We start from the raw sequence: 26,609 nt of genomic DNA, 5'->3' as shown, positions 1-26,609 counted from the left end.
ATAGTGTGAGCGAAGCGATCGGCAACCGCCAGTGGCTTGATCAGAGTGGCTCGTTCGGGCCCTCGCAACCGAATGGGTGCTGACCATGACAACGACCGTTGCCCCTACCCTCGACGGCCTCGGCCCGCTCCGCTACACGCGCGCACGAGCCGAGGACTTCCCGCCGGTCGCGAAGGCGTACACGACGCTCTCGCAGATCGCGCGCGAGTCGGGGCTGTTCGCCCGCGCCCCCTGGTTCTACGGGCTCGTCGGTGTCGCCATCGCGGTCGGTCTCGCGGCGACGACCGCGGGGTCGATCCTGCTCGGGGACTCCTGGTTTCAGCTGCTCATGGCGGCGGCCTACGCCCTGCTCTTCACCCAGATCGCATTCCTCACGCACGAGGCCGCGCACCGACAGATCCTGTCGAGTGGGCCCGCGAACGATCGACTCGCTCGCATCCTCGCGGCGAGCATCGGCATGAGCTACGCGTGGTGGGATTCAAAGCACACGCGGCACCACGCAAACCCGAATCGGGTCGGCAAGGACCCGGATATTGAGATCGACACGATTTCCTTTATCGAGGAGGACGCAGTGAAGGCGCGCGGTTTCCTCCGGTTTCTCACGCAGCGGCAGGGGTGGCTGTTCTTCCCGCTGCTCACGCTTGAGGGCCTGAACCTGCACCGCCACTCGATCGCCTACCTGCTGCAGCGCGGCCCGGTGAAGGGTCGGTGGATCGAGCTGCCCATCATCGTTGCCCGTTTTGTCATCATCCTCGTGCCGGTATTCATGTTCCTGCCGCTGGGCATGGCATTCGCGTTCATCGGCGTTCAGCTCGCCGTGTTCGGCGTCTACATGGGGGCGTCGTTCGCACCGAACCACAAGGGGATGCCTGTCATCGCGCACGATGCGAAGCTTGATTTCTTCTCGAAGCAGGTGCGCACGTCGCGCAACATTCGCGGCGGCTGGTGGGCGACCTCGCTCATGGGCGGCCTGAACTACCAGGTGGAGCACCACCTGTTCCCGAGCATGGCGCGGCCGAACCTGTCGAAGGTGCGCCTGCTCGTGCGCGAGCACTGCGAGAAGCTCGGCGTCCCTTACACCGAGACCTCGCTGCTGCGGTCGTACGCGATCGTGATCGAGTACCTGAACCGCGTGGGGCTCGCCGCGCGCGACCCGTTCGAGTGCCCGATCACGGCAACCTACCGGAAAGCCTGACCTGGGCGGCGTACGCCGCTACACTCAGGGATCATGCGATCCTCACTCGGAGCAGCCGTCGTTGGCTCGGGGCCGAACGGCCTCGCCGCCGCGGTGACGCTCGCGCGCGCCGGGATCCCCGTCACCGTCTTCGAAGCCATGGAGACCCTCGGGGGCGGCGCGCGAACCCTCTCGCACGTGGCGCCCGGTGTTGTGCACGACGTGTGTTCGGCGATCCACCCGATGGCGCTGGCGACGGGGTTCTTCCGCGAGTTTGAGCTGACGCGGCGCGTCGATTTCGTGACGCCCGAGGCCTCGTACGCGCACCCCCTTGACGGCGCCGCGGGGGCGGACGCCGCGATCGCCTACCGGGATATCGAGCGCACGGCGAGTGAGCTCGGGCGTGACGGCGCAGCGTACGCGCGGCTCTACAGGCCGCTGCTCGACCGGCTCGAAGGCGTGCTCGACGTCGCGCTCGGCGGGCCGGTGCTGCGGTGGCCGCGGGACCTATTCGGCGCCGCAGCATTCGGCGCGCGAACCCTGGAGCAGGGAACCCCACTGTGGGGGCTTCGGTTCAGCGAGCAGGTTGCTCCCGCGTTGATCGCAGGCGTCGCGGCGCACAGCATCGGTCGCATGCCGGCGCTCACGCACGCGGGGGTCGCGTTCGTGCTCGGCGCGCTCGGTCACGCGTCGGGCTGGCCGGTGCCCGTCGGGGGCTCGCAAGCCATCACGGACGCGCTCGCCGCAGACCTCCTTGCGCACGGCGGGCGCATCGAGCTCGGACGGCCGATCACGCACCTCGACGAGCTTTCGGCCTTCGACGTCACACTGTGTGACACGTCCGCGCGCGGGCTCGTCGAGATCGCCGGAGACGCGTTGCCGGCCGGGTACCGGAAGCGGCTGACGCGGTTCCGATACGGCAACGCCGCCGCGAAGCTTGATCTCGTGCTTGATGGCCCGATTCCGTGGCGCGACCCGCGCGTCGCGCAGGCGCCGACGGTGCACCTCGGGGGCACGCGGGATGAGATTGCCGCCGCCGAGGCGGAGATCGCACGGGGCCGCCACGCGGACCGGCCGTACGTGTTGCTCGCGCAGCCGAGCGCGTTTGATGCCGGACGAAACCCTGCTGGGGTGCATGCGGTGACGAGCTACACCCACGTGCCGAGCGGTTCGACCGCAGACGTGACGGAGACCATACTCGCCCAGCTCGAGCGGTTCGCCCCCGGTGTGCGTGACCGCGTGACGGCGATGCGGGTGACGACCGCCGCAGAACTCGGGCGCGAGAACCGCAACTATGTGGGCGGCGACTTCAGCGCGGGGCAGGTGTCGATGCGGCAGCTGCTTGCGCGCCCGGTGCTCGGGAACGAGCCCTGGCGCACGCCGGCGCGCGGCGTCTACCTGTGCTCGTCATCGACCGCGCCGGGGCCCGGCGTGCATGGGCTGGCCGGCTGGTACGCGGCGAAGTCTGCGCTGAGGCACGAGTACGGGCTCGACGCGCCATCGCTGGCGCCATCGCTGGCGCTCGGCGGCGAGTCGTCCTGACGCACTGAGTGCGGGGAGCGGCGGCTCACGCACTGCGTGCGTGAGCCGCGGCGTCACGCGCTGAGTGCGTAGATCGCAGCGTCGGGACCGCGCGTCGGGCGTCGCGCCTGTGGCGGAAGTGCGCTGGGGCGCCGTCCGAGATCTGGGACTGAGCCAGTGTCTGGCTGGACTGCCGGAGAAGAGGCGGTGTGGTGTGTGGAGAGTCGCAATATTTGGGGGAAGCGATGGGGGGGAAGCCCACTCCCCACACACCAGACCTGTCTCACCCGATACCGCATTGGGGGAAAGGTATCTCATCATCGATGTGGGTGAGAAGTCCTTCACTGAGGGACTAATGAAACAGTACTTGAGTTCGATCTCCTGCGGGAGTGATTTGAGTGATATTGGGTGACAAAACCCGACTCTTAAGTAGTCGAACCCCCGCGCACCGAGTCGTTGCGTGAGTATTTAGGTGCGGATCTGGCCGGAACTAGGGGAGGTTGCACTAGTCACTACCCACGCCCGAGGCTGCGATCGCGGCGGAGGAGAGCGCCGTGCTCAACTCTTTACGGGACGAGAGGCCGAGCTTCTTCATGGATCGCGCGATGTGATTCTCGACGGTGCGGATGCTGAGCGTCAGCCGGTCGGCGATTTCCCGATTACTCAGGGTAGCGGTGAGCGGCGCGATCTCGAGCTCGCGCGGGGTGAGCGACTCAACCGCCGAGACGTGCTCGGGCCGCGGCCTGACCGCCACCGGCTCCTGGAACATGTGAAACGCCTGGCGCGCCTCGGTCACGGCCTCGACGTAGCGCGGATCGATCTTCGTTCCGCGGTCGCGGTGCACCCGCTCGATGTCCTCGAGAAAGTCGGCGGCCGTCGAGATCTCTGACAGCGTTGTGAGCCGCGAGATGTAGTTGAAGATCTGCGGGTCTTGCCGGAGCGCTGCCCGCGCGAACGTCGACAGGCGGGTCGACCACGCATAGCTCTGGAGCTCTCCAAGGGTGTCGAGCACGTCGAGCGCTGCGTCGGTGGGGTTCAGCTGAAAGGCGAACCGCGCCATCGCCCAGCTCGCGTCGACGAACGACCGATCGTGGCAGGCCTGCGCCTCGACGAGGAACCGCTCGCTCGCCTGTCGCGGACCGCTCTCGAAGAGCACCTCGAGCGCGTCGCCGAACTCTGGGCGCATGCCTGGCATCGGGCCGCGCAGGTCAGGGTACCCTCGGCTTTCCTTGAGCAGCGAGGTTGCGATGTCGGTGCGGCCGTCGCGGTAGTGGAGAAACGCCGACCAGCGCAGCATCGCCGCGTAGAGCACCGCGAATCGGAGATCGAGGTTGCCGACTGACAGCGCCTGGCTGAGTGTCGAGCGGGCCTCGGACAACCGCCCGAGGCCGAGCAGGATCTGTGACCGCACGTACGAGTCGACGAGGAACGGGACTGGATCGTCGCCCGGCAGCAAGCTGATCGGGTCGGCGAGCAGCCGCTCGAGCGAGTCGTCGAGCGCGCTGTGCCGAACAACAGTGATGAGGTGAGTCTGGTCTGCGATCAACCGCTGCACCGGGATTCGTGCAGGCGAATCTGGCGCGTCCGAGAGCGGGTGCACCCGGCCAGTCGACGCGTGAATGTAGTCGGCCACGGTCTGGCTGAAGCCGACCGGATCTGAGGCGGGGGAGTCGAGCCACTGCCGAACCTCAGGGGTAAGGCCATCGGACGAGAACCTGACGTACATCTCGTAGGCGTCGAGGGCGGGGGAGAAATCTGCGTGGTGCGCGCGGAGCGCCGCCGTGTGTCGGGAACTGGAACGACGTCCTGCCGCGCCGAGGAGCTGCTCGTGCAGGGCGAGCTGAAGCATCTCCACGGCGTTTTCCGACGACGCGGGCGTGTGTTCGATGACCTCGGAGGCCGTGCCCTGGTATCCGCCGGCTTGCAGCAGGGCGTCGATGTACGCGATCGCGTGTGGCGGGTTCGGGAGTCGCCGCCAGTCCTGGGCGGCGAGCGCGAGTCGCTGCTCGGCCTCCTCCCGGATATAGCGGGCGAGCCCCGCGTTGTGGGTCTCTTGTGCCGCGGTGCGCGCTGCGAGTGACTCGGTGAGCGTTGCCGCCGCCGACAGCGGTGGCGGCGCCGGTATGCGCGAGAGCTCGTCGAGTAGCCCGACGGCGGAGAGGTGCAGCACGTCGACTCGGCGCTGCCTGAAGAAGTCGGTGATGAGGGCGGGGCGAGGCGAGATCCTGGACTCTCCTTGCGGATCTCGGAACATTGTGACGAGTCCGCGGTGCGTCAGTAGGATCGTCGATTCCGGGTCGTACGCGTGGACGCGGTCGGCGGGCATGCTGCCGGCGAGAGAGAGCGCGTGCAAGAGCCTGAACGCGTCGTCGGAGAGGTGGGCGAACGCACGCTCGACGGTCTCCTCCAGGTGAACGCTCCAGAGCCGGCTCTGTGACGACACCCACCGGTCGGCACCGGGCTCGATGAGGTTTGCGGCCTGCGCGGCACGAATAATGTCCGCGGCGATGCCCGTGATGCCTGACGACATCGAGAAGATCTCGGAGATGATCTCGGGGCTGACGTAGGCGCCGAGAATGCTCTCGGAGAGCACCCCGACCTGTTCGAAACTCAGTGCTTGCAGTTCGACGCGGGCATCCGCCCGGATGAGGCGAGACGTCGCGCGCTGCTCGGTGGTCAGCTGCCGGAACGGGGCGGAGGCGAGCACGCCCGAGACGATGCCGCGGTTCATCAGCGGTGCGAGCGCCTGCGCCGAGGCGACATCGAGCCATTCGGCATCGTCAATGAGGAGCACCGAGTTGCTAGATCGGGCGAGTTCCGAGGTGAGGATCGCAGTGAGCTCGACCGGTGAGCTGTTCTGATGAAACCGATCGGACGAGATCCACGACTCGCGCAGCGCCCCGTACTTGATCGGGGCCAGGGCGGGGTCCGCGCCGATGCGCAGGACGTCGAAGCCGAGCGCGGCGAGCGACGCCTCCAGGTCGCCAAGGAGCGAGGTCTTGCCGAGCTCCTGGCTGCCCACGAGACGAACTGTCTCCCGTGCACGAACGTGGGCGAGTAGCGTATCAAGTTCTTTGGCGCGCAAAATTCAGCCCCTCCCTCTTGGCCCGAGGGCGCAGACGAGTAGTGCTGGGGCCCGAACCTAAGTTGCGATTGTCTTGCAATTCTACCGCGCGCGTCCAAGGTAGATTTGCGATTGGTAGGATATTCGGGTGCTCCTGTAAGGTGCGTTACTGCTTCGTTGCCCGGTCCGTGATGTGCAGGTCGAGCCTGAAGTCAACGGCTCCGCCCGGGAACAGGAGATTTCCGGCGGCTGCTGCCGCCGCTTGGACGACCTCCGCAACCTGTGCGGCCTGGTTAGCAGGTGTGTGCACGATGATCTCGTCGTGCAGAAAGAATGCGAGATGCGGGCGGCGCGAGAACACCGGGCCGGAGCTCTCCGCGGAGGGCGAGTGCTCGCTCTCGGGAAAACTCGCGAGCTGCTTGCGTATCTCGGCGAGCCAGGCGAGCGCCCACTCGGCCGCGGTGCCCTGCACCACGAAGTTCCGGGTGAAGCGGCCGCGCTCCCGAGCACTCCGCCTGGCAATCTGCTCGTCCTGTGGTGTCGCGCCAGGCATGCTCGCCTGCGACTGTGCCTCGCGCCAGTCGAGGTCGGCTTCGGGGGAGGAGCGGCCGAGCCAGGTCGTCACTGTCCCGCCACGCTCGCCAATATCGGCGGCCCCATCGACGAGCCCCATGGCGCGCGGGAAGACCCGCCTGAGCTGGGGGACGAGCCGGCCGCTCTCGCCGGACGTCGCGCCGTACATTGCCCCGAGCATCGCGATCTTCGCGTCGTCACGGTTCGCGATCGTGCTCGTCGCAACGATGCCTGAGTAGAGATCCGTGTCGCGCCCCGCCGCGGCCATCGCGGTGTCGCCGGACATCGCCGCGAGCACGCGCGGTTCGAGCTGGGAGACGTCCGCGATGACGAGCGTCCAGCCGGGGTCGGCCCTGAGCGCAGGGCGGAGCACGCGGGGGAGCTGGAGGGCCCCGCCCCCGTTCGACGCCCAGCGCCCGGTGACGACGCCGCCGGGAATATACACGGGGCGATAACGTCCCATGCGCACCCATTCGTCGAGCCACGCCCACCCGTTCGCGGTCAGGAGGCGAGAGAGCTTCTTGTACTCGAACAGCGGCCCGAGCGCGGGATGGCTGTGCTCTGCAAGCTCCCACTGGGACGTGGAGGACGTCTGAATTCCGGCGGCTCGCAGCGCGCGGAGAAGCTTCGGGGGAGAGTCGAGCGACAGCAGCGGGTCTCCGAGCGCCTCGCGGACGCGGGCGCCCGCGGCTGCGAGCAGGGCCGGCTTGTCGGCGTAGCTTGCTGGGCGAGGTCCGAGCGCCCGGGTGAGGATCCGATCGTGCTCCGCCGCGTCCCAGGGGATGCCGGCCGCCGCGAGTTCTGCGGCGATGAGGGCGCCCGCCGACTCGGCAGCGAGCAGGAGCGAGAGCCGCCCGGGATGGCTCGAGCCGTTGACGGCCGCGCGCTGGCGGTCGTACTCGGAGAGGGCGTCCGCGAGCGTGGCCGGCTGGTTGTGCCCCCGCGGGAGCGCGTCGAGGTCGAAAAGTGCGGGCCCGGAATCCGCGGCACTGATGTCCTCCGAAGCTGGGGTGGCGATCCACTGCGTCGCCGCCGCGAGGGCCGACCGATCGGCGACGTACTGAGAATTGCGGAGAATCTGGTGGCAGAGCCGCAGATCGTGGCAGCGCTCGACCCTGACGCCCGCTGAGAGCAGCTGGGGGTAGACGGCCGCGGAGCTCTGCCACACCCAGCGCGGGGCGTGGTCGCGCTCGAGCGTGGCGACGAATCCTGCCAGATCGCCGACCGGGATCGGGGTGGGCCCAGACGCGGTGCCGTCCGCGTGATGTGCGAGCGCTTCGAAGTCGCCGCCGGTGGTGCGCCCGAGCGCGCACCACCGCACAGCGGGGGTCGCGGGATTCGAACGCATGTTCTAACGTTAGCGGCTGCGGGGCGTGCTCGGCGCACCAGACGCCGTGCGGGCCGGGGTGCAGTTCAGAGACCGTCGCTCAGCTCAGCCATTGAGAACACAAAAGTTAAGGATTTATCACGAAACTTGGTTCAGGCTTGTTTTGGGCGGTGGTGCGGTAGGGTTACACGTATCGGCGCCTTCTTTCCGATCGCTTCGCCTCAGTGTCTCACAGCCGCTGGTGTGTTTCCCCGGGCTGTCCCGCTGATAAGTTCAATCCGCGCCTCGGCGCGACCATTATGAGCCGCCCCGGCGGCTCCGCATCACAAAGGAATGCTCTTATGGCAACCGGCACCGTCAAGTGGTTCAACAGTGAAAAGGGCTACGGGTTCATCGCACCCGACGACGGCTCGGCAGATCTCTTCGCGCACTTCAGCGCAATTGAGGGCACCGGCCGTCGCGACCTGGAGGAGAACCAGCAGGTCGAGTTCGACACCGAGGATGGCGCTCGCGGCCCGCAGGCCGTGAACATCCGCAAGCTGTCCTAAGCGACGTCTTCATTGGGGGTGTCATCCGCGTTACTCGCGGATGACACCCCTTTTGCGTCTCCGCGGGGTCCGGTCTGATCGATTCGGGGGTGACGCAGCAATCGCACGGCTCACTCTGCGAGAATACCCAGTATGGGTATCCGATCTGCTGTTCTCACGCTCCTCGCAGGCGCGCTCCTGCTCACCGGCTGCACCGCTGCCGCCGAGCCCGAGACGGAGGCTCCTGCCGCCGCTCTCGACCAGGTTGCCGCGCTTGGCCTCGCTACCGACGACGCACAGGCCATCGTTGAGGGCCTCGACAGGCTGCCTGTCGACAAGCGTCCGAGCCCGGACGCCCTCATCGCGTCAGTTCGTCCGACCGAGCTTGTTCTGCAGCCCGGCGACGTTACTCTCCCGCTTGCGGACGCAGGGTTCTACCTCTCGATCGCGCCGTACGTAAACCAAACGCACCCGTGCGACTTCCACAGCCTGACGACGTGCCTCGGCGAGTTGCAGAACACGCCCATCGAACTCACGGTGACCGACAGCAGGACCGGCGAGGTTGTTGTGAACGAGATCACGGCAACCGCAGACAACGGCTTCGTCGGTGTCTGGTTGCCCCGCGACGGCGAGTTCGACGTTCGCGTCGTCGGGGAACAGGGGGTCGCCGAACAGCGCGTGACGACGGGCGACACTGATCCGACCTGCCTGACCACGATGCAGCTCCGCGCCTAGCCCACACAACAACGACGCGGCTCCCCGGGAAGAATCCCCGGGGAGCCGCTGCGCGTGTTGGGTGGCTACGAGAGCAGGGACGCCGCCGCCCGGTCGAGGACGTACACCACGTTCGGGTGGCGCTGCGCGATGCTCGCTGGCATCGCCTCGGTGACCGGCCCCTCGATCGCTGCGGCGACCGCCGCGGCCTTCGCCTCGCCGACGGCGAGGATCACAAGTTTGCGGGCATCCATGATCGTGCCGAGCCCCTGCGTAATGGCCTCGGTGGGGACGTCCGCGGCGCTGTCAAAGAAGCGCGCGTTGTCCTCGATCGTCTCGGCGGTGAGCGCCACGCGCCGCGTCCGCGAATCGAGCGCGGACCCCGGCTCGTTGAAGCCGAGGTGGCCGTTGCGGCCAATCCCGAGGATCTGCACGTCAACGCCGCCCGCTGCCGCGATCGCCTGCTCGTAGGCCTCCGCAGCCTCCTCCGTCGCCTCAGCCGATGGCACGAATACCTGCTCGGGTGTGAGCCCGACGGGCGCGACCACCTCGTGTGCGATCACCGAGTGATAGCTCTCAGGGTGGGCCGGGTCGATGCCGGCGTACTCGTCGAGGGCGAAGCCTCGCACAGCCGAGAGGTCCGTGCCGCGCTCGCGCGCGAGCTCGGCCCATGCCGCGTAGAGCGACAGCGGGGATGAACCGGTCGCGAGGCCAATGACGGCGTCAGGCTTCGCCGCAATCGCCTCAAGCACTTGCTCCGCGGCGAACCGACCGAGTGAGACCGCGTCGTCGAATACGCGTACCTCCACCGGGGCGAGCCTCAGTGTCCCTGTGCGGCGAGGCGCTCCTGCGCCTCGACGATCAGGCGCTCAGCGTCAGCAGCGGAGCCCCAGGCGTCAACCTTGACCCACTTGCCCTCTTCGAGATCCTTGTAGCGCTCGAAGAAGTGCGCGATCTCCTTGCGGGTGTACTCAGGAATGTCGTCGACGTCCTGAATGTGCGCCCAGCGCGGATCCTTGTACTGCACAGCGATGACCTTGTCGTCGCCGCCTGCCTCGTCGCTCATCTTGAGCACGCCGACGGGGCGAACCTTGATGCCAACACCGGGGAACACCGGGTAGTCGAGCAGTACGAGTACGTCGAGCGGATCGTTGTCCTCGCCGAGGGTCTCCTCGAAGAACCCGTAATCGGCGGGGTACACAAAGTTCGTGTAGAGCACGCGGTCGAGGTATACGCGCCCGGTCTCGTGGTCGATCTCGTACTTGTTGCGGCTTCCCTTGGGGATCTCGATGACGGCATCAAATGCGGCGGTCATGCGCGCTCCTTCGTGCTTGTGGTCGACCCGTGTCGGCCTGGTTGCGAAATATTGCCGAAGCTAAGGCTACCCGATGACATGCTCGGGTAGCGTGGACGCGTGGAGCATCCGGAGTTTATGCAGATACGGCGGGCTGTACGCCGCTCACTCGCCACGCTCCGGGCGACCGACACGGGCGACCCGCTCGCGCTCGTCGGGCTCTCCGGCGGGGCGGACTCCCTGGCCCTAGCGGCCGCCGTCGCCGCCGAAGCAGGGAAGGCAGGGGTCCGCGCGGGAGCACTCGTCGTCGACCACGGGCTCCAGACCGGCTCGGACCGGGTGGCTGAGGCCGCGGCGGCCCAGGCTCGTGAGCTCGGGCTCGCGCCGGTCGTGGTGCGCCGCGTCGAGGTGGCGTCCGCGGGAGGCCCCGAAGCCGCCGCGCGAGAGGCGCGCTACGCGGCGTTCAGCGCGGTCGCCACGGAGGTTGGCGCGGCCGCTGTGCTGACGGCCCACACACGCGACGACCAGGCCGAGCAGGTGCTGCTTGCGCTGGCGCGCGGCTCGGGAACGCGGAGCATCGCGGGGATTCCCGGCCGTCGGCCGTTGGCGGCGGGCGTCGAGCTCGTGCGCCCGCTGCTCGGCGACGACCCGGAGATCTCGCGTGCCACGACCGAGGCCGCGTGCGCCGAGCTCGGGCTCTCTCCGTGGCACGATCCGCACAACCGTGACACCTCGTACGCGCGGGTGCGCGTTCGCGAGACGGTGCTGCCGACGCTCGCCGACGAACTCGGGCCGGGGGCCGTCGCGGGGCTCGCGCGGAGCGCCGACCTCGCCCGTGAGGACGCCGACGCCCTCGACGACTGGGCCGGCAGGGTCGTCGACGTCCTGCTGCTTCCGGCCGGCGCCGACCGGCTCAGCTGCAAACTTCAGCAGACGCAGGGGACCGGCGACGACCCCGACGGCAGCGCGGCGCAGCGATGGCGCATCGACGCCGAAGGGGTAGCCGTGCTCGGGGGCCTTCCGGCTGCAGTGCGCCAGCGGGCGATCCACCGACTGGCGCGGGAACGCTTTGGCGTCACGCTCACTCGCGAACACACGCTGCGCATCGCGGCGCTTGTCACGCACTGGGCCGGGCAGGGACCGGTGTTCGTGCCTGGCATCCGAGTTACCAGAGCTGGGGGCGAGCTCACGTTCGAGCCACAGCGCGGATCACCGCGAGGCGCGCACAGCCGCCAAGCAGCACGCTGATCGGACTCTCCCGCGCCGCGCACTACGATGGACGCATGGACGCGAAACATCTTGGCGATGACCTCACTGTTGTACTGCACACCGAAGAAGAACTTCGCGTGCGCCTCGCTGAACTGGCGCGCGAGATCGAGCGCGACTACGCCGAGGAGCCGCCGCTGCTGGTTGGCGTGCTGAAGGGCGCCGTCATGGTGATGGCCGACCTCGCTCGCGAGCTGAACTTCCACGCGCAGATGGACTGGATGGCCGTCTCGTCGTACGGCGTTGGCACGAAATCGAGCGGCGTCGTCAAGATCCTGAAGGACCTCGACGCAGACATCACGGGCCGCGACGTGCTGATCGTCGAGGACATCATCGACTCGGGACTCACGCTCTCGTGGCTGAAGGACAACCTGGAGAGCCGGGGCGCGAAGTCGGTGCGCATCTGCACGATGCTCCGCAAGCCGGAGGCGCTGAAGGTGGAGGTCGATGTCGCGTACGTCGGCTTCGACATTCCCGTTGAGTTCGTCGTCGGCTACGGCCTCGACTACGCAGAGGACTACAGAAACCTCCGCGACGTCGCCATCCTCGCACCGCACGTGTACTCGGGCGAGTAACGTTAGGTTCTCCGCCCTGAGCGGACAAGCACGACGGGGCAGGAGAAGTGTCAGACGCCTCGGATACGCTTAGCTCGCTGTAATCTGCCGATCGAAAGGCCCAGACTTGGCTGAAAAATCGTCCGAGACCCCAACAAAGGGTCGGCGCCTGCTCAAGGGCCCGTTCGTGTATATCGCGATCGCGGTCGTCTTCTTGCTGCTCGGGTGGTCGTTCCTCTCTGGGAGCAACACCCGCGAGGTGAGCACCGAGCGCGGCCTCGAGCTCATCGCCGAGGGCAAGGTCAAGCAGGCGGAGATCATCGACGGCGACCAGCGCGTCAACCTCGAGCTCACGAAGGCCGATAAGAAGGCCGGCAGCGAGAATGTCTTCTTCTACTACGTGAATCAGCGCGGGGCAGAGGTGGTGTCGGCGATCGACGAGGCGAAGCCGAAGGACGGCTTCAACGACGTCGTCCCGAAGCCGAACCCGTTCTGGTCGCTGCTCGGCTTCCTGCTCCCGCTCCTGCTCATCGGCGTACTGCTGTGGTGGATGATGTCGTCGATGCAGGGCGGCGGACGCGGCGTGATGCAGTTCGGCAAGTCGAAGGCCAAGCTCGTCTCGAAGGAGACCCCGGTCGTGACCTTCGCCGACGTCGCCGGTGCAGACGAGGCCGTCGAGGAGCTCGAGGAGATCAAGGACTTCCTGCAGGACGCCTCACGCTTCCAGGCGGTCGGCGCCCGGATTCCGAAGGGCGTGCTGCTGTACGGCCCTCCCGGCACCGGCAAGACGCTCCTCGCGCGCGCGGTCGCGGGCGAGGCCGGCGTACCGTTCTATTCGATCTCGGGATCGGACTTCGTCGAGATGTTTGTCGGCGTCGGCGCGAGCCGCGTCCGAGACCTCTTCAAGGAGGCGAAGGCGAACGCGCCCGCCATCATCTTCATCGACGAGATCGACGCTGTCGGTCAGCGCCGCGGCCAGGGCATGGGCGGCGGCCATGACGAGCGCGAGCAGACCCTGAACCAGCTGCTCGTCGAGATGGACGGCTTCGATCCGAAGGCGAACGTCATCATGATCGCGGCGACCAACCGCCCGGACATGCTCGACCCCGCGCTGCTGCGTCCGGGCCGTTTCGACCGCCAGGTCGGCGTTGACGCGCCTGACATGCGCGGCAGGCTCATGATCCTGCAGGTCCACGCGAAGGGCAAGCCGCTCTCGAAGAACGTCGACCTTGAGGTCGTCGCACGCAAGACGCCCGGCTTCTCTGGCGCAGATCTCGCCAACGTGCTGAACGAGGCGGCGCTGCTCACCGCCCGCTCCAACGCGCAGCTCATCGACAACCGTGCGCTCGACGAGGCGATTGATCGTGTCATCGCCGGTCCGCAGCGCCGCACGCGCGTCATGAAGGACCAGGAAAAGCTCATCACGGCGTATCACGAGGGCGGGCACGCACTCGTGGCGGCGTCGCTGAACCACACGGACCCTGTCACCAAGATCACGATCCTGCCGCGCGGCCGCGCCCTCGGCTACACGATGGTGATTCCGCTCGAGGACAAGTACTCGGTGACTCGCAACGAGCTGCAGGACCAGCTCGCGTACGCCCTCGGTGGCCGCGTCGCTGAGGAACTCGTGTTCCACGACCCGACAACCGGCGCCGGCAACGATATCGAGAAGGCGACCTCCACCGCCCGCAAGATGGTGACCGAGTACGGCATGACAACCTCGGTCGGCCCGGTGAAGCTCGGACAGGCGCAGCCGGGGGCGTTCATGGGCGACTTCGGCCAGTCACGCGACTACTCCGAGGGTCTCGCGGTGCAGATCGACGCCGAGGTGCGCGCGCTCATCGAGCAGGCGCACAACGAGGCCTACGAGGTGCTCGTGGCGAACCGCGACGTGCTTGACAGGCTCGCCCGCGAACTCCTCGAGAAGGAGACCCTTGATCACCTGCAGCTCGCGGAGATTTTCCGCGACGTGCAGAAGCTGGCCCCGCGCTCAACCTGGCTCTCGCACGGCGACCGGCCGGTCTCGGATCGGCCGCCGATCGAGGTCCCCGCGGAGGTTCGCACCGACGGGCCGACCGCCGAGAAGGTCGCCCAGCACCACGGCGAGAACGGCGCCGAGGGTGCTGAGCAGGGCGACGGCCACCGTCCGGGCCCGGCCGACACCACGCAACCAGACACCCCCGCGGAGTAGCTGACGTGAGCGCGGGAGTGGATCGGGAGCGTGTGGCGAGAGCAGTTCGCGAGCTGCTCAGCGCGATCGGCGCCGACCCTGAAAGCGACGAGCTCCGGGCGACGCCCGGGCGCGTTGCCGACTCCTACGCCGAGTTCTTCGCGGGAGTCGGCGTCGATCCGCAGCAGTTTCTGAGCGACGCTGTGCCCGTCGATGGTGAGACGGGCGAGCTTGTGCTCATGCGCGATATCGCGCTGCGCTCGATCTGCGAGCACCACCTGCTCCCGTTCCGGGGGAGGGCCCACGTCGCCTACCAGCCGCGCGACCGCGTCGTCGGGTTGAGTGCGTTGCCTCGCGTCGTCGACGCTCTCGCCGCCCGCCCGCAGGTCCAGGAACGCCTCGGCGAACAGATCGCGCAGGCCATCGCCGACGGGCTCGACGCGAAGGGCGTGCTCGTCGTCCTCGAAGCGAGCCACGGCTGCGTTGCTGACCGGGGTGTGCGCGAGACCGAGGCCGAGGCCGTGACCATCGCCGCGCGTGGGAGCCTCACCGATGCTGCCGCGCGCTCGGAGGTCATGGCCCTCATCGCGCCAGGCAGCCCAAGGGCTTCGCTGTGACCGGCGCCCGCACCGCCCCGCTGATCCTTGGCGTGCTCAACACCACGCCCGATTCCTTCAGCGATGGGGGAGCCTACCTCGATCCTGAACGCGCCGTCGCCCGCGCCCGCGAGCTCGTTGCGGAGGGCGCCGACGTGATCGATGTCGGCGGCGAGTCCACCAGGCCCGGCGCGACCCCGGTGCCGCGCGACGAGGAACTCGGCCGTGTCATTCCGGTCATCCGCGAGCTCTCCGCGGCCGGGATCGCGGTCTCGACCGACACGATTCACGCGGAGACCGCCGCGGCGGCCGTTGCCGCCGGCGCGCGCTTTATCAACGACGTCTCTGGCGGGCTCAACGACCCCGAAATGTTCCAGGTCGCGGCGCGCGCCGCCGCCGAAACGGGCACGACGCTGATCCTGGGTCACTGGCGCGGCATCCCGGATCCGCGGAACGAGCGGTCCGTCTACGGCGACGTCGTGCGCGAGGTGCGGGACGAGCTCGTGCAGCGGGCGAGCGAGGCGGTCGCGGCGGGCGTGCCGAGCGAGCTCATCGTGCTCGATCCCGGGCTCGGCTTCGATAAGACCGGCGAGCAGTGCTGGGAGCTGTTGCGGCGGCTGGGCGAGCTTCAGGCGCTCGGCTACCCCGTCCTGATCGGTGCATCGCGGAAGCGAATGCTCGGCGAGGTGCTCGGCGGGCTTCCCGGAGCGGCATCAGGCCCGGCCGACCGCGACGGCGCGACCGCGGTCGTCAGCGCGCTCTCGGCGCGAGCCGGGGCCTGGGGCGTCCGCGTCCACGATGTTGCGGGCACCGCCGCCGCGATCGCCGTCGAGCGCGCCTGGGCCGGGCCAGCCGGCGGCGACCAGATCACGTTGACCGGGCTCGAGGTCTACGCGCACCACGGCGTCTTCGACTTCGAGCGCGAACAGGGGCAGCGCTTCCTCATCGACGCCAGGCTTGACGTGGACCTCCGCGCCGCCGCGGCGGGCGACGACCTGGCGAGCACCGTGCACTATGGGGAGTTCGCCGACGCCGTCGTCGCGGCGGTCGCCGCCGACCCCGTCGACCTCATCGAAACCGTCGCCGAGCGCATCGCGCAGCTCGCACTCGGCTATCCCGGGGTGAACCGGGCGTGCATCACCGTGCACAAGCCTGACGCGCCGATCCAGGCGCCGTTCGCCGACGTCGCCGTCACCGTCGACCGTGTTCGGAGAGCCGAATGATCGCGCAGGTCGTTCCCGTGCTGCTTGCGTTCGGGGCGAACCTCGGAGACCGAGGCGAGACGATCCGCGCAGCGCAGCGGGAGCTCGCCGACGTCGACGGTGTCACTGACTTCGTCGCCTCCCCGCTGCACGAGACGGTGGCACTCACGCTCGACGGACCCGATCCGGCGGCGCCAAAGTACATCAACGGCGTCGCGACGCTGCGGACGACGCTTGCGCCGCACGCGCTTCTGGACGCGATGCAGCGCATCGAGACCGCGCATGGCAGAGTTCGCGACACCAGATGGGGAGACCGGACCCTCGACATCGACCTCATCCTGTTTGGCGGCAGAGTGATTTCCGACGACAGGCTGACGGTGCCCCACCCCCGCGCGCACGAGCGCGACTTTGTACTGTCGCCCTGGCTCGCGCTCGATCCGGACGCCGTGCTCATGGGGCACGGACGTGTGCGAGAGCTGCTCGACCGAATCGGCGACACCACCACCCCGCTCGCTGACGCGGCCGACCGTGGGCACGCGCCAACGCGTCCCGGGGGCGAGCCAGCGTGAGCGCGCCGCAGAAGCTCCGCGGGCTGAACCCGCTGCACCTCCTCGGCACCGGAGCGGTCGGGGCCGCGCTCGCGTTGCTCATCCAAGCGTGGCTGTCTTCGCGCGGGCGGCCGTCGATCTTGCTGCCGTACTCGATGGCGATCACGCTCGTCGCGCTCGCGGTGCTGCTTGTCGTCCTGGGACTTCGGTTGCGCAAGCACGTCGCGAAGGGCACCGGTGCGGTGAACCCGTTCCAGGCCGTCCGCCTCCTCGCGACGGCCCGGGCCGGCCAGATCGTCGGCGCAGCGTTCGCGGGCTTCGGCGGTGGGTTGCTGCTGTCGCTGCTCGGCCGGAGCGTGCCGGCCCCGACACCCACCTGGTTGCCGATGCTCGTCACAACGGCCGCGGGCGTCGTGCTGCTCGTGTGCGCGCTGATCGCCGAACGCCTGTGCCGGGTGCCGCCGAGCGACGACCCGGAAGGCGAAAGCGACCCGGGCCTGGCTACACTTGAGACGTGACCCAACAGACTTTCCCCGCACTCGAGCCCAAGTGGCACCGAGTCTCGCCAAAGTACGCCGTCTCTGACCTCATCATCAACGTCGTGACGTCGTTCTTCCCGCTCGTCGGCGTCATTATCGTGTCGCTCACGAATAACGGCGATGTTCCGCTCTGGCTCACGCTCGGCCTGTGGGCTCTCGTCGTCTTCTTCCTGGTGAACTCGCTCTTCGCGTTTCGCAGGGTTAAGGCGATCGGCTACATTCTGCGCGAGGACGATCTCCTGTTCCGCCGCGGCATCATGTTCGAACGAGTCGTGGCGGTGCCGTACGGCAGGCTGCAGCTCGTCGATATCACGCGCGGCCCGCTGCTGCGCGCGCTCGGCCTCTCCACGCTGAAGTTTGTGACGGCGTCTGCGGCGACCGGCGTGCAGCTGCCGGGGCTGACCACGAGCGACGCCGAGGCGCTGCGCGACCGCCTCGTCGAGCTCGCCGAGTCGCGGCGGTCAGGGCTGTGACCTCCCCAGGCCTTCCCGGTCAGGATCCGGCGGTGCCGCCCGCGGGCGAGCCGCTCGCGGGATCCGTGGAGCCCGCCGGCGCCGAGGCGATGCCCGGCACGGCCGACGCGGAGGGATGGCGCCGGCTGCACCCGATCTCCCCGCTGCTGCGCGGCGGCCTCGTGCTGCTCGTGCTCATCGGCGTCTTCATCGCGAACTTCCGTGACCTGTTCGTGCGGATGTTCGTCGCAGCATCGACACACGAACCCGTCGAGGACGACGAGTTCACCGCGATCCTCGGCATGCTGTCGAACGGCCAGACCCTGCTGATCGTGCTCGGCGGCGTCGTACTGCTGCTCGTGGTCATCATCGGCGTCTCCTGGGTCGCGTGGCGGTTCCATACGTATCGCGTCTCCGGCGAGGCGGTCGAGTCGCGCTCCGGCGTGCTGTTCAGGCAGCACCGGCGGGCGCCGCTCGATCGCGTGCAGAGCGTCAACCTGCAGCGCCCGCTGCTCGCGCGACTGCTCGGACTCACGAAGATCGAGGTGCTCACCGGCGGCCAGGGCGGGAAGGTCGAGCTCGCCTATCTCGGGCACCGGGACGCGAAGGCAGTGCGCGAGCGGATTCTGCAGCTCGCATCGGCCCGCCGCTCGGGAACCAGCGTCGACGCGGCGCCCGGCGTCGTCGCGCCCGCCGCCGCCGTCTCGTACGACGGCACACGGTACGCGCAGCCCGCGGACTCGCTCACGGAGCGTGTCCAGGACTTTGCTGACTTCGACGTGGATCCGGAGGCCGCCGAGGCGCAGGCGCTCGTGCGCGTGCCGCTGGGGCGGCTGCTCGGCTCGATTCTGCTGAGCTGGGAAGCCGTCATCACGCTCATCCTGCTGCTCGTCGCGATCTTCTGGGGGCTCATCAGCTCCGCGATTGGCGCGGTCACTGGCAATAGCGGATTCCTCGCGGCTGGCGGCGTGTCGCTGCTCACCGTCATCCCGCTCATCCTGGTCACTGTCGGCATGATGTTCGCCCAGTTCAATAAGGGCTTCAACTTCACACTCTCGCGGGGGCGCGAGTCGGTGCGGGTCGGCTCAGGACTCACCTCGACGGTCACCGACTCCATCCCGTTCGGCAGGATTCACGCGATCGAGGCGCGCCAGCCGCTGTTCTGGCGGCCGTTCGGGTGGTGGCGCGTCCGCGTAACGCTCGCGGGACACTCGGTGTCCGAGGCGGGGCAGAGCGTCACCCAGAACGTCGTGCTGCCCGTCGGCAGGCACGACGACGTGGTCCGGGTCATCGAGACGCTCGTCCCAGGCGCGGCGACGGGCATCACCGAGGGGCTCACCGGGGCCGGCGAAGACTACGTCGGGGCCGGGCCGCGCTCGGGCTGGCTGCTCTGGTTCGGCAAGCGCCGCGCGGGAGTGCGGATCGACGTGCCAACCGATCCGGCCGCTCTCACCGACGTGACGCTTCGTATCAGGCGGGGGGCGCTCACGCGGTCGTTCGCGATCATGCCGATCGTGCGCGCGCAGTCCGTGCAGCTCAGCCGCCCGATGTGCCACTACGTGCTGAAGCTCGCCTCGCTGCAGGCGCACACCGTGCTTGGGCCGGTGCGAGTCTCCGTGCGCGGTATCGCGCTTGACGACGCGCGCGCGGTCTTTGAGCACCTCTCCGCCGCGGTGCTCGCCGTGCAGCGCGCGGAATCCGACGGCCACCCGACGGCGAGGCGGAGCGAGAGCGATGAGCGGCCTTAGAGCTAGCCGACTCGGCATCGGCATCGTCGGCGCCGGCAAGGTGGGCCCCGTGCTGGGGCGCGCGCTCGCCGGCGTCGGCCATGCGATCGTTGGCATGAGTGCGGTCAGCGATGAGAGCAGAGAGCGCGCAGAGGCGATGCTGCCGGGCGTTCCGCTCCTCGAGGTGCAGGAGGTCGTGCGCCGCGCCGAAATGGTGTTGCTCGCGATCCCGGGCAGTGAGATCCCCGGCCTCGTGTCGGGGCTCGCGAAGCTTGGCGCGTGGCAGCCGGGCCAGCTGGTGATCCACACGGCGCCGGAGCACGGCACCGCGGTGTTTGCTGACGCGCCGGGGGTGATCCCGATCGCTCTGCACCCCGGCATCGTCTTTACCGGTACGAGCCTGGATCTCACGCGACTGTCGGGCGCCACCGTCGCCGTCACCGCGCCGACCGTCGTGCAACCCATCGGGCAGGCGCTCGTGGTCGAGATGGGCGCTGAGCCCGTGCTCGTCGCCGAATCCGACCGAGCGGCATACGCCGCGGCGGTGACCGCCGCGGGTGATACCGCGCGGGCCGCAGCGGCGAACGCGATCGAGGCGCTTGAGGCCCTCGGCATCACCGGGGCGGACCGCGTCATCGGCGGTACCATGCGCGCGGCGCTCGAAGAGGAGCTCACGCGTCACTCGAGCGACGAGGGGCTCATCGCCTAGCTTCGCTGGCACGTCGGGGGGTGGGGAACGGCTACTCAGGTTCCCCCGGAACCCAGTAGCGCCGCGCCTGCAACTACGCATTTGCGCTGCGTTGTCTGTGGGGGGTAAATGCGATCTCCTACCTAAGTAAGCGACTGGGTACGCATGTTTCCGTACTCAGTTGTGCCTCAGAACGTACTCAGCGGCTCAACAGCCACATCACTCGCAGTACTCACCCCCGATTCCTTCGGTCAGGCTGTTCTCGTAAGGGCAGAACAGCGACAAGAAGGGAACCCCTCGACATGCGACATCGAGCGAGTACAGGCGGAGCGGCCGCAGCGTCACGCCACGCGGCCGGGCGTCTACATCGGCGGCGTGGAGGTGCGTTCGCCGCTGCCGCTCTCGCGGTCGCACTGATCGCGAGCCCCTTCCTGCCGGTTTCATCGGCCCAGGCCGTGACGCACACGTTCGAGCTGAACTCGGCCGACGTGACCGCGAACGCCAAGGACGCGAACCCCGGTGACGGCATCTGCGCAACCGCAGCAGGCACGTGCACCATGCGCGCAGCACTTGAAGAGTCGAACGCGCTGAACCTCGCGCCGGGCGCGATCCTCATCACTCCGGCAGCGGGCTTCACGGGCAACATTGACCCGGTGCCACTGTCGGGGTACCAGTACATGGAAACTGCATCTCCTTCGTCCCGTGACGGTGGATCGCACTTCGCGGTCACCGCGCCCGTGACGATCGACATGAAGAGCCAGGTCACGATTGAGGCGAGCCGCGACACCGGCGGCGCGCTCTTCCACGCGAACGGCCCGGACATCAACTTCCTGAACATGAACCAGGCGCTGTCGGGCGAGACCTCGTTCGTGATGGGCCCGAAAGCTCTGCGCGTCACGATCGACGGAGGCTCCTCTGTGACCCAGGCCCACTACGGACCTGAGCGGTTCGTGGTCTACCGCGAGGGCGCCAAGGACATCACTGTTAAGAACTATAGGCTCCAGGGCTTCTACGCCGGCGACGCGCTGTTCTGGGTGAACGCGCAGAGCGCGACTCCCATCGAAAACATCGTCATCGACAATGTTCGCGTGACCTACACCGTTGGCGGTTCCTGTAGCTCGAGCGACGGCTCCGGCTGCCGCACCGACATTCTCGGGTTCTCGGGTCGCGGCGCCGGCGTCATCGTCGATGGGTTCACCTTCACGAACTCATTCGTGTCGAACCTCCTCGCTCAGAGTGCCTTCCCGTTTGCTACTGGCAATACCGCGGGAACGAGCGCGAAGGTGTCGGACATCACGATCACCGACAACGAGTTCATCAACGTGCGCGGCACGGGCTCGGGCTCAACCAATGCGTTCATCACGCTGCCGTACGGCCAGATCGCCGGCAAGAACGAGATCAGTGGCAACCAGTTTGTCCGCGACACCTCAGGCCAGACGATGGCAGTCGCATGGAACGGCAACACGACCAGTGGTAATGCCGGCGACATGCGAATCGCGAACAACTACTTCAACGGCTACTCAGCCAACTCAATCTACCTCTACGACACGGGCACCGTGAACGTTGAGAAGAACACGTTCGGCGAGCGCAGCGCGAGCCAGAACCGCCCCGGCACCGCCGAGGAGGGCCGCGACGGCTCGAACGCACTGCTCGACAACAACCGGAACGCGAACGGTCGCGTCATGACCTGGTACCCGACGGGTGACTCGGCAGTACTGACTGGCGACGCCCCAGCAGGCTCGATCCAGGTGGAGTCGCCGCTCGCTGCAGACGTCCCCGCCTGCGTGGCAACGCTTGACGTGTCCGCGCCGAGTGACCTGCCGCTCCCCGAGAGTACGGTCGACCTCGACCTGTACTGGACCGCTGACCGGACCGCCGAGGTCTACCTCGGCCGCGTTGAGGGAATCACCGGCTCCAGCGCGAAGCTCCTGCTCGACCTCCCGGTCGGACCCCAGAAGTTCCCGTCGACGGTTGTCGGCGAGTTCGATGAGGCGACGATTGTCGACGCAAACACGGGCGCCGGCCAGGGCTACGTCCGGATGCAGACTGTCGGCGCAACGACCGGTCAGTCCTCGCAGTACTCGCGAATGGTTGGCTTCAGCGGCAACTGCCGCCCCGAGCTGACGATCGACCAGTCCGCAACCCAGAACGATTCGACGATGGCGCGCGATCTCCACTACACGGTGAAGTCGTCGCTGCCGCTGGACCCCGCAAGCGTCACCGCTGGTGTGGTCGACGTCACCGCTGCTGCGGTCGCCGAGACCGTCGACGCGGGCCGCCTGAACCCCCGCTCAGTATCCGTGAAGCCCATCTCGGGCACCGCGAACCGCGAGTTCACGGTGATCGCCAGGGTCGATGACTCTGCGAAGGTGACCGCTGGGATCGCCGCCGAGAAGGTGACGAGTACGGGTGGTCTCACGAACCGCGCTGCGGCCGAGAGCACCGACCCGGACATCACGTTCATCAACCCGGTGCAGGCGAAGCCAGGCTCGTTCACGCTCGTGACCGGTGAGCCCACTGGTAAGCAGTACCAGCTCACGATTGCCTCGGGTGCTCCGAAGCCGTCATCGGACCTGAACTTTGTTGCGACGCCTGACCAGGCTGCAACGGACAACAGTGTTGAGCTGTCGAACGTGAACGCGGTCATCGCCGCGGGTGCAACGAGCTCGGGCAAGATCAAGGTGACGGCCGCCGAAGGCGACGTCCCCGCGAACACCCCGGTGCGGTTCAGCCACACCGTGACCTCTGACGACTCGAACTTCGACGGCCTCGTCGTGAACGACCTCCTCGTGAAGCTGTTCTCCACGGATCCGTCGGTGAAGATCACCAAGCGTGCGTTCACGGACGTGGGTGACGCGTCCTCGCCGGCGCAGATCATGGCGACGGGCACGGAGGCGCTTGCCGGTGCACGACTGACCGATGGCCAGGCTGTGTGCTTCGTCTACGAGGTGTCGAACATCTCGGCTGACGACTGGGCAACTGAGCTCACCGACATCATGGTCACGGACACCGACACCCGCCTGGGTGACGGCGGCCTGATCGGATCGGTCCCGTCGCTCGCCGTGGGCCAGAGCACCCTGCTCTCCGCGTGTGGCAGCCTCATGCCCGAGGACACCACGGTCGGTGGTTCCAGGTGAAACTCGGTAGCGCCTTCGGCGCGGCCCGAAAACGGGTCAGACGGATGAGTTACCGAACCCAGCTCATTGCTGGTGCATCGATCGCGGCGGTTGGTCTGCTCGCAACCGGCGGGGCGGCATACGCCCTCTGGAACGCGCAGGACAGCTACACCGGCGGCAAGATTGCGGCCGGCGACCTGAACCTGAGCTACGGCGAGGGCACCTGGGCGCAGATCACCCCCGAGGTGGCTGTTCCCGCGGCGGGCACGCTCGCCGGTGGCACGGCTGGCTTCAACTCCATGCCGGGCGACATCGTCGAGATCCGCGTCCCGCTCACCACGGTGCTGCAGGGCGACAACCTCAACGCTCAGATGAACGTTGAGATGGGGTCGGGCGCGGAGCAGGACATCGAGAACGGCATCATCGCGGCGACCTACCTCGTCGAGAACGACGCCTCGGAGGCCGCCTCCGAGGAAGCCGAGCTCGGTGAGCCGGTGAGCGTCGCAGGTCTGACCGGCGACAATGCCGGAGTGACCGCGAACTGGACCGTGGTCGTCACGATCAAGGTGCTCGGCGACTACCGCTGGACCGATCAAGAGCCGCTCAACGACCTCGACAAATGGTCGGTTGACGGAATCAACGTAACGCTCGAGCAGATCCGCTCAGGCGATGGCTACACGGACGGGGAGGGCTGATCCATGAAGCGCAGCACCCGTACTGCAGTCACCGCCGGCGCGGTGGTCGTACTCCTGGCAGGTGGCCTCGCGGCCGCAGCGCTCTGGAGCGCACGGGTCGGGGCAACGGTTCCCGACGTCACGCTCGGCGCGGTTCGTTTCGGTGCGGCGAGTGAGACCATCACGGAGCCCAGCTACTCGGATGGCGGCGCCCCGGTGACAGTCACCCTCCCAGGCAAGACTGTCATCGAGGTACTCGACCAGACCACGATCGACGCTGACCCGGTTGTCTGGCGGTTCACCGCCAGCGGCAACGCGCTCGGCATCGCAGGCCTGAACTACGATGTCGCCGTCACCGAGCAGGTGCGAGACGACGAGGCGCACGACGTGTCCTCCGGCATCGCCCAGCCAGGCACTGTGCTCGAGCGCTCGACCCTGAAGGTGTTCCGCGCTGGCGACGGCGGCGACTGCTCTGCAGTCCCGGCAACGCCCGAGACACCGGAGGGCGAGGATCCGAAGAACATCTACGTCTTTGGCAACACCGACGTGGAACTCCAGGCTCCCGGCACCGCGCTTGACGGCACGGAGGCCAGCCAGGAATGGTGTGCAGCGATCAGCTGGAACTCCGTCGCTGACGGCACGTACGTCAACGACGTGCGCGTGACCAGCATCGCGGAGGACGGCAGCGCGAACGGCGCGATCGCCCGCTGGCACTCCCAGATCGGCTTCCCGCCGGCACTTGAACTTCTCGGCGTCTACCGCAACCTGGTGGTCGCCGAGGCGACGGCAGAAGACACGACGAAGGCGAAGGCCTCCGCCGCGTGGGACGCCGACATCTACCCAGACCCGTCAAATGAGCCTGACATTGTCATCTCGCTTGACCCGATCGTCACGAACGTGAATCCCACGGTTTCGCCTCGCGACTAGTTCCCCCCCCCATAAAAACGTGGCCTTGGCGCTGAGCGCCGACCGAGGTCTTGCTTCCCCCGCGCTCAACCAACTAGGAGAAAAACCATCATGTCGAACACGAACCACGACCAGGTCATCGTTGTCAGCGAGCCCAACAAGCGCCGCAAGGGCTTCATGTGGGTAGCTGCTGGCACTGCAGCGCTGCTCATCGGCGGCTCGACCTTCGCCCTCTGGTCCGCATCGGACACGTTCTCGGGCGGCGACATCACCGCCGGTGACCTGAACCTCGTGCAGTCCGCTGACACGTCGTTCTGGGATGTCTCGAACGACCGTAAGGACGCTACCGAGACCGTTGGCGCGACCGATGGCTCGCAGCCCGGCCACGAGATCGTTGACGTTGCTGAGTGGCGCATCGCCCCGGGCGACAAGCTCGCAGCATCGTTCGAGGCAACCGCAACCCTCGAGGGCGACAACCTTGTTGCTCGCGTCGGCATCGACGGTCTCGACGCGCTCGAGGAGAACGTCTCGGGCATCAACTACAGCTACGAGATCTACTACGGCGACGAGCTCCTCGTCACCGAGACCGCGCTGCCCAAGACCGCTGACGCACCGCTGCTCTACCTCTCGGCTCCGGCCGCGGGCCAGGCAGCAGGCGCAGAGGACGCAACCAACGGCATCCTCGGCGACACCGCGACCGCTGTTGGCGGCGCAGCTGCACAGTCGGCAGTCTTCGGCATGCCGACCACCTCGGTTGACCTCAACGTTGTGATCTACGCATCGTTCTACGAGGACCAGGATGGCGACTTCCGCTACCAGGCAACCGACGTCACCGTTGAAGAGCGCACCGACGTTACCCTCGTTGACACGCTCGGCGAGCTGACCGTTTCGCTGAACCAGGTCCGCGACACCGGCGCACAGTTCAACTAAGCGCATCACCGTTCGCGCCCCGCGCGAACACCGGGACCCCCGCAGGCCAGGCCACTGGCAGGGCCTGCGGGGCCCCACCCCCTCAACTTTCCGGCCCGACGGGCCACCTGAGACGATCCGAAAGGAGGATCCGATGAGCACCAAGACGACGTCCAAGGCGCGGAGGCAGCCGGTCCGCACGAAGACCCGCACCACGGCGAGGAAGACGACCCGCGGTTGGTACGACTCGCCGTGGCAGATTGCTGCCCGCGCGATCGGGTCCGCTTTCGCGATCGTCGTGATCGCCGCCCTCGCCGCGCTGCTCGTTGTGCCGCGCGTGCTCGGCGGTGACTCGCTCACGGTGCTGTCCGGGTCGATGGAGCCGACGTTCTCGCCGGGCGACGTTGTTGTCGTCAAGGGCACGGACGAGGCCAAGGTCTGCAACGATGTCTCTGTCGGGCAGATCGTCACGTACTTCCCCGAGCCGAACGACCCGACGCTCATCACGCACCGCGTGATCGGCAAGACCATCGGCACGTTCGAGGACGGCACCTCATGCCGGCTCATCACCCAGGGCGACGCGAACTCCTCTGTCGACGAGCCGGTCTCCCCGGCGCAGGTCCGCGGCGTGTTCATGTACGGCGTCCCTGGGCTCGGCTGGATCCGCCAGTGGGTCTCGCAAAACCCGATGATCGTTGCAGGCATCGCCGCGGCGGTACTCATCGGCTGGGGAGCGCTCAGCAGCTTCCGTAAGCCCCGCACCACCGTCGTCTCGGTGCCCCGCCCGCAGGGTGCAGGCCCATCCGGGGCGGGAGCGGCCGCACCGGCTCCGACCGTGACCTATCAGGCGCCAGTCGCCGAGCCACGCGAGCAGGATCTCCGCGAGCGCGAGCTCGCGATCAGGGAGCGCGAGATCGAACTCCGGGAGCGCGAACTCGCGTTCGCGATGGGCGGCAGAGACGCCGTCACCGAAGCCGAAGCGCTCCTGAAGTCCGCCGAGACTGACGAGATCGCCTCAGACGCCAAGCATTCAGACAGTACGCCCAACCACCGAAACGAGGGATGACC

The 26,609-nt window shown here is 67.8% G+C and carries 23 protein-coding genes; 19 read left to right on the top strand and 4 right to left on the bottom strand.

Annotated elements, in window-relative coordinates:
- The first annotated feature begins 85 nt into the window (after nt 1-85).
- Nucleotides 86-1,195 (top strand): fatty acid desaturase family protein, encoded by a 1,110-nt coding sequence (locus BJ960_RS12295; protein ID WP_185987491.1) that lies wholly within the window; start codon nt 86-88, stop codon nt 1,193-1,195.
- A gap of 33 nt (nt 1,196-1,228) precedes the next feature.
- Nucleotides 1,229-2,716, top strand: coding sequence for a phytoene desaturase family protein (locus tag BJ960_RS12290; protein WP_185987490.1), 1,488 nt, complete (start codon nt 1,229-1,231; stop codon nt 2,714-2,716).
- Between the two features lie 484 nt (nt 2,717-3,200).
- Here the strand turns inward: BJ960_RS12290 and BJ960_RS17230 are convergent, their stop codons facing one another.
- Together BJ960_RS17230 and BJ960_RS12280 are read right to left on the bottom strand one after the other, a co-directional pair.
- Nucleotides 3,201-5,717, bottom strand: coding sequence for a LuxR family transcriptional regulator (locus tag BJ960_RS17230; RefSeq protein ID WP_221936308.1), 2,517 nt, complete (start codon nt 5,715-5,717; stop codon nt 3,201-3,203).
- Between the two features lie 208 nt (nt 5,718-5,925).
- A complete protein-coding gene (locus BJ960_RS12280) occupies nt 5,926-7,680 on the bottom strand; it encodes a bifunctional 3'-5' exonuclease/DNA polymerase (protein ID WP_185987489.1) in 1,755 nt (584 codons plus the stop codon).
- Nucleotides 7,681-8,000: 320 nt separating this feature from the next.
- Between BJ960_RS12280 and BJ960_RS12275 the strand changes: the two genes are divergently transcribed.
- Nucleotides 8,001-8,207 carry a cold-shock protein gene (locus BJ960_RS12275; RefSeq protein ID WP_119284821.1) on the top strand — a complete coding sequence of 69 codons (207 nt, stop codon included), beginning with the start codon at nt 8,001-8,003 and terminating at the stop codon, nt 8,205-8,207.
- 132 nt (nt 8,208-8,339) lie between these two features.
- The gene (locus BJ960_RS12270) at nt 8,340-8,921 is read left to right on the top strand and encodes a CueP family metal-binding protein (RefSeq protein ID WP_185987488.1); all 582 of its coding nucleotides are present in this window, start codon (nt 8,340-8,342) and stop codon (nt 8,919-8,921) included.
- 65 nt (nt 8,922-8,986) lie between these two features.
- Here BJ960_RS12270 and BJ960_RS12265 read toward each other — a convergent pair whose 3' ends face one another.
- The gene (locus BJ960_RS12265; RefSeq protein WP_185987487.1) at nt 8,987-9,709 is read right to left on the bottom strand and encodes a glucosamine-6-phosphate deaminase; all 723 of its coding nucleotides are present in this window, start codon (nt 9,707-9,709) and stop codon (nt 8,987-8,989) included.
- Between the two features lie 11 nt (nt 9,710-9,720).
- Nucleotides 9,721-10,215, bottom strand: coding sequence for an inorganic diphosphatase (locus BJ960_RS12260; RefSeq protein ID WP_121077824.1), 495 nt, complete (start codon nt 10,213-10,215; stop codon nt 9,721-9,723).
- Between the two features lie 117 nt (nt 10,216-10,332).
- On the opposite strand from BJ960_RS12260, the gene tilS reads away from it, so the two are divergent.
- The 15 genes from tilS (at nt 10,333) to BJ960_RS12185 (ending at nt 26,607) form a co-directional block, all read left to right on the top strand.
- Nucleotides 10,333-11,442 carry a tRNA lysidine(34) synthetase TilS gene (gene tilS / locus BJ960_RS12255; protein ID WP_185988283.1) on the top strand — a complete coding sequence of 370 codons (1,110 nt, stop codon included), beginning with the start codon at nt 10,333-10,335 and terminating at the stop codon, nt 11,440-11,442.
- Between the two features lie 35 nt (nt 11,443-11,477).
- Complete coding sequence (gene hpt, locus BJ960_RS12250) at nt 11,478-12,035, top strand: hypoxanthine phosphoribosyltransferase (RefSeq protein ID WP_185987486.1); 558 nt, start codon at nt 11,478-11,480, stop codon at nt 12,033-12,035.
- A 106-nt stretch (nt 12,036-12,141) separates the two neighbouring features.
- Nucleotides 12,142-14,205 carry an ATP-dependent zinc metalloprotease FtsH gene (ftsH, locus tag BJ960_RS12245; protein WP_185987485.1) on the top strand — a complete coding sequence of 688 codons (2,064 nt, stop codon included), beginning with the start codon at nt 12,142-12,144 and terminating at the stop codon, nt 14,203-14,205.
- 32 nt (nt 14,206-14,237) lie between these two features.
- Nucleotides 14,238-14,801, top strand: coding sequence for a GTP cyclohydrolase I FolE (gene folE / locus BJ960_RS12240; protein ID WP_372430577.1), 564 nt, complete (start codon nt 14,238-14,240; stop codon nt 14,799-14,801).
- The gene (gene folP / locus BJ960_RS12235; RefSeq protein WP_185987484.1) at nt 14,798-16,003 is read left to right on the top strand and encodes a dihydropteroate synthase; all 1,206 of its coding nucleotides are present in this window, start codon (nt 14,798-14,800) and stop codon (nt 16,001-16,003) included. The genes folE and folP overlap by 4 nt, the downstream gene beginning before the upstream one ends.
- Entirely contained in the window at nt 16,000-16,551 is a 552-nt protein-coding gene (folK, locus tag BJ960_RS12230; protein ID WP_185987483.1) for a 2-amino-4-hydroxy-6-hydroxymethyldihydropteridine diphosphokinase, read from the top strand. Before folP ends, folK begins: the two co-directional genes overlap by 4 nt.
- Nucleotides 16,548-17,048: a DUF3180 family protein gene (locus BJ960_RS12225; RefSeq protein WP_185987482.1), complete on the top strand. Its 501-nt coding sequence runs from the start codon at nt 16,548-16,550 to the stop codon at nt 17,046-17,048. Before folK ends, BJ960_RS12225 begins: the two co-directional genes overlap by 4 nt.
- A complete protein-coding gene (locus BJ960_RS12220) occupies nt 17,045-17,542 on the top strand; it encodes a PH domain-containing protein (protein ID WP_185987481.1) in 498 nt (165 codons plus the stop codon). Before BJ960_RS12225 ends, BJ960_RS12220 begins: the two co-directional genes overlap by 4 nt.
- A complete protein-coding gene (locus BJ960_RS12215) occupies nt 17,539-19,269 on the top strand; it encodes a PH domain-containing protein (RefSeq protein ID WP_185987480.1) in 1,731 nt (576 codons plus the stop codon). Before BJ960_RS12220 ends, BJ960_RS12215 begins: the two co-directional genes overlap by 4 nt.
- Nucleotides 19,256-19,957, top strand: coding sequence for a DUF2520 domain-containing protein (locus tag BJ960_RS12210; RefSeq protein ID WP_185987479.1), 702 nt, complete (start codon nt 19,256-19,258; stop codon nt 19,955-19,957). Before BJ960_RS12215 ends, BJ960_RS12210 begins: the two co-directional genes overlap by 14 nt.
- A gap of 434 nt (nt 19,958-20,391) precedes the next feature.
- Entirely contained in the window at nt 20,392-23,073 is a 2,682-nt protein-coding gene (locus tag BJ960_RS12205) for a right-handed parallel beta-helix repeat-containing protein (RefSeq protein WP_185987478.1), read from the top strand.
- A 44-nt stretch (nt 23,074-23,117) separates the two neighbouring features.
- Nucleotides 23,118-23,747: a hypothetical protein gene (locus tag BJ960_RS12200; protein WP_185987477.1), complete on the top strand. Its 630-nt coding sequence runs from the start codon at nt 23,118-23,120 to the stop codon at nt 23,745-23,747.
- A gap of 3 nt (nt 23,748-23,750) precedes the next feature.
- Entirely contained in the window at nt 23,751-24,653 is a 903-nt protein-coding gene (locus BJ960_RS12195; RefSeq protein ID WP_185987476.1) for a hypothetical protein, read from the top strand.
- A 90-nt stretch (nt 24,654-24,743) separates the two neighbouring features.
- Nucleotides 24,744-25,562, top strand: coding sequence for an alternate-type signal peptide domain-containing protein (locus tag BJ960_RS12190; RefSeq protein WP_185987475.1), 819 nt, complete (start codon nt 24,744-24,746; stop codon nt 25,560-25,562).
- A gap of 133 nt (nt 25,563-25,695) precedes the next feature.
- Nucleotides 25,696-26,607 (top strand): signal peptidase I, encoded by a 912-nt coding sequence (locus BJ960_RS12185; protein WP_185987474.1) that lies wholly within the window; start codon nt 25,696-25,698, stop codon nt 26,605-26,607.
- Nucleotides 26,608-26,609 lie beyond the last annotated feature (2 nt).

The organism is Leucobacter aridicollis, from assembly GCF_013409595.1.
Lineage (GTDB): Bacteria > Actinomycetota > Actinomycetes > Actinomycetales > Microbacteriaceae > Leucobacter > Leucobacter aridicollis.
Note: the sequence above shows the minus strand (reverse complement) of the source record. Positions and strands in the feature narration are given on the sequence as shown.

Coding starts and splice junctions, on each gene's coding strand:
- BJ960_RS12290 (WP_185987490.1), top strand. CDS start 1,229: ATGCGATCCTCACTCGGAGCAGCCGTCGTTGGCTCGGGGCCGAACGGC.
- BJ960_RS12275 (WP_119284821.1), top strand. CDS start 8,001: ATGGCAACCGGCACCGTCAAGTGGTTCAACAGTGAAAAGGGCTACGGG.
- BJ960_RS12195 (WP_185987476.1), top strand. CDS start 23,751: ATGAAGCGCAGCACCCGTACTGCAGTCACCGCCGGCGCGGTGGTCGTA.
- folK (WP_185987483.1), top strand. CDS start 16,000: ATGATCGCGCAGGTCGTTCCCGTGCTGCTTGCGTTCGGGGCGAACCTC.
- BJ960_RS12185 (WP_185987474.1), top strand. CDS start 25,696: ATGAGCACCAAGACGACGTCCAAGGCGCGGAGGCAGCCGGTCCGCACG.
- BJ960_RS12280 (WP_185987489.1), bottom strand. CDS start 7,680: ATGCGTTCGAATCCCGCGACCCCCGCTGTGCGGTGGTGCGCGCTCGGG.
- BJ960_RS12190 (WP_185987475.1), top strand. CDS start 24,744: ATGTCGAACACGAACCACGACCAGGTCATCGTTGTCAGCGAGCCCAAC.
- BJ960_RS12260 (WP_121077824.1), bottom strand. CDS start 10,215: ATGACCGCCGCATTTGATGCCGTCATCGAGATCCCCAAGGGAAGCCGC.
- BJ960_RS12200 (WP_185987477.1), top strand. CDS start 23,118: ATGAGTTACCGAACCCAGCTCATTGCTGGTGCATCGATCGCGGCGGTT.
- BJ960_RS12210 (WP_185987479.1), top strand. CDS start 19,256: ATGAGCGGCCTTAGAGCTAGCCGACTCGGCATCGGCATCGTCGGCGCC.
- BJ960_RS12295 (WP_185987491.1), top strand. CDS start 86: ATGACAACGACCGTTGCCCCTACCCTCGACGGCCTCGGCCCGCTCCGC.
- BJ960_RS12270 (WP_185987488.1), top strand. CDS start 8,340: ATGGGTATCCGATCTGCTGTTCTCACGCTCCTCGCAGGCGCGCTCCTG.
- tilS (WP_185988283.1), top strand. CDS start 10,333: ATGCAGATACGGCGGGCTGTACGCCGCTCACTCGCCACGCTCCGGGCG.
- hpt (WP_185987486.1), top strand. CDS start 11,478: ATGGACGCGAAACATCTTGGCGATGACCTCACTGTTGTACTGCACACC.